The organism is Erysipelatoclostridium sp. An15, assembly GCF_002160675.1.
In the GTDB taxonomy this organism is placed as follows: Bacteria; Bacillota_I; Bacilli_A; order Erysipelotrichales; family Coprobacillaceae; genus Thomasclavelia; species Thomasclavelia merdavium.
Genome location: NZ_NFLA01000096.1, coordinates 1 through 2485, shown reverse-complemented (window position 1 = coordinate 2485; position 2485 = coordinate 1). Strand labels below are relative to the sequence as shown.

General features: G+C 25.5%; 2 protein-coding genes and 1 pseudogene. All 3 read right to left on the bottom strand.

What is annotated here, in order from left to right; all coding sequences use genetic code 11:
- Positions 1-198: 198 nt before the first annotated feature.
- On the bottom strand, positions 199-1353 hold the full coding sequence (locus B5E92_RS15090; protein ID WP_087303515.1) for a CapA family protein: 1155 nt from the start codon (positions 1351-1353) through the stop codon (positions 199-201).
- Between the two features lie 311 nt (positions 1354-1664).
- Positions 1665-1922 carry a hypothetical protein gene (locus tag B5E92_RS15085; protein WP_143357605.1) on the bottom strand — a complete coding sequence of 86 codons (258 nt, stop codon included), beginning with the start codon at positions 1920-1922 and terminating at the stop codon, positions 1665-1667.
- 127 nt (positions 1923-2049) lie between these two features.
- Positions 2050-2485 (bottom strand): annotated as a pseudogene (locus B5E92_RS15580) (hypothetical protein); the annotation flags it as partial.

Sequence of the window (2485 nt, the reverse complement as noted above, 5' to 3'; positions counted from 1 at the left end):
ACTAGCCATAAAATAAACTCCTTTGATGATATAAAGAATAGAAAATATTTTATAGTTAGAAAAAACAAAAGATAGTCAGTTTATATAATCAAAATAGGCTGAATTTATACAGTTAGTATAATTAATCGACAAAGCAATTATATCATAAAACAAGGAGTAAATAATCTCAAAATTATCTCATTTTTATATAATAGATATTTACATGTTTATTTTTATATCAGATGTTATTTTTTCTTTAATAGATTGTTTTAAAGCATCAATGGAAATAGTGATATTATTATAACCGTTTAATCCATGTTGACTAGCGAGATCTTGAGTATAATCTTTTAAGCGGTAAACAGTAAAGCCATAGCGATTTTCTATAATATTTTGTTTATTATCGCTACAGTAATGATTTATTAAAGGGGTCAAAACAACATTCTCGATAGAAACTACACCACCTTTTTTTACAAAATCAAATGAAAGCATACCACCTATTTGACATTTTTCTTCTAACATGCCACTAATGAAATTTCCTAAACTGTATGCGACTAATGTTCGATGATTATTACCTCCTGTAAGCCATTCAATATTTTGAAGAGTATGAGTGTGAGTTCCGATAATAACATCGACACCTAAATCAGCTAAATATTGAGCGTATTCTTTTTGAAAATCACTAGGGGTATTTTCATTTTCTTGTCCCCAATGGCATGATACTACAATTGCATCACTAATACGTTTTGCTTTTTCAACATCGTTTTTTATTTGTTCTTTATCGAAAGGATTATAGCGATATGAAGATGGTATATAATCATAATTGATGTATTGGTTATATGATAAAAAAGCAATTCTAATACCATTTTTTTCTATAACTGGAATTTGGTTTTTTTCTTCTTGGTTTTGATATAAACCGATATATTTTATATTATTATATTGTTTAAAAACTTGAATAGAGTGATCAACAGCACTTTCACCCATATCAAAAGAATGGTTTGTTGAACCATTTACAACATCAAAACCAATTTCATTTAGAGTATTAGCCATTTCATCAGGAGTATTAAATTGAGGATATCCTGAATATCCATGTTCACTACCGCCTAATATTGTTTCTTGATTTATAAAAGATATATCTGGCGACTCTATGTATTTACGGATGTTTTGATAATAAGTTGTAAAATTATATCCGTTACTAGTTTGAGCATTTTGAATCATAGGGTCATGCATGATATTATCGCCAACTGCTAAAAATGATGCTTTATATTCTATGTTATCAAGTTCTTTTGTAGGTTTAGGGATAGTAGGCGTTGCTAAATTAGATGGCTGGCTTTGACAGCCGACTAATAATAAAATTATTAATAGCTTAAATATTTTCATTATAGATTCACCTCGATATTTTTATGATAGATAATATTGTAAGATAATTAATTTTTATAGTCAGTATTACCGGTAATTTTTTTATGGATTACTATTATAAATATATTTTATATCATATAATTAGTATTTTTTGCATAAAAAAATATTAATATGTAGAATATAGTCTAAAATAATTAGAAATCATTCATGGTTTTAATTTTTAATGAAAATATTTAGTATCTTAATTATTTGTCAATCGAAAGCAAACTGTATTTACTGTTTATTATTTAAATAAAAACACAAGCATAAAAATCTAAGCTTGTGATTATTAATTAATGACAATTCTTTGTAATGTTTTTAATTTTATCAAGTGGTTCTTGATCTAAAAGCATTGTGAAAATCGTATCTAATTGTTTTTTAGTTAAATTATTTAAAACATTACTATCTTCATGAGGATAAAAATGTTTAAATATTTGTTTCGTTTTTTGTAGGGTTTCTTTATTAACACCCAAATTAATACCTTTATCAATGCCTTGATTTATTCCTTCGTTGATACCTTGATTATAGAAATTCATTAATGATTCACACATATCCACTTTCTCTCCTTGTTTTAAGATAATATTTTTTAAAACATCATTTTCTTCATTAACTATGCTAGCTGCTATGATTGCGATATCTATTATCATGGCTTTTGATTTTTATGAATAAATGAATATTTTAACTGATAATTTCTTTATTTATAATACCTTTAATTTTATCAAACGGCTCTTGATCTAAAAGCATTGTGAAAATTGTATCTAATTGTTTTTTTGTTAAGTTATTTAAAATATTACTATCTTCGTGAGGATAAAAATGTTTAAATATTTGTTTCGTTTTTTGTAGAGTCTCTTTATTAACACCTTTATTAATACCTCGATTATAGAAATTCATTAATGATTCACACATATCCACTTTCTCTCCTTGTTTTAAGATAATTTTTTTTAAAACTTCATTTTCTTCATTAACTATGCTAGCTACTATGATTGCAATATCTTTGTCTATTACTAGACCTCTTAATCTCTCTAGATTCCCTTTAAATTTATAGATTGATTGAATAGTCTTGATCAAATCATAGTTTTTCTTTTCTTTAAATAAATGATAATCAATATCCAGT

Bases quoted from the DNA above. Each gene is read 5' to 3' on its own strand.
- B5E92_RS15085 (WP_143357605.1), bottom strand. From the start codon at position 1,922: ATGTGTGAATCATTAATGAATTTCTATAATCAAGGTATCAACGAAGGA.
- B5E92_RS15090 (WP_087303515.1), bottom strand. From the start codon at position 1,353: ATGAAAATATTTAAGCTATTAATAATTTTATTATTAGTCGGCTGTCAA.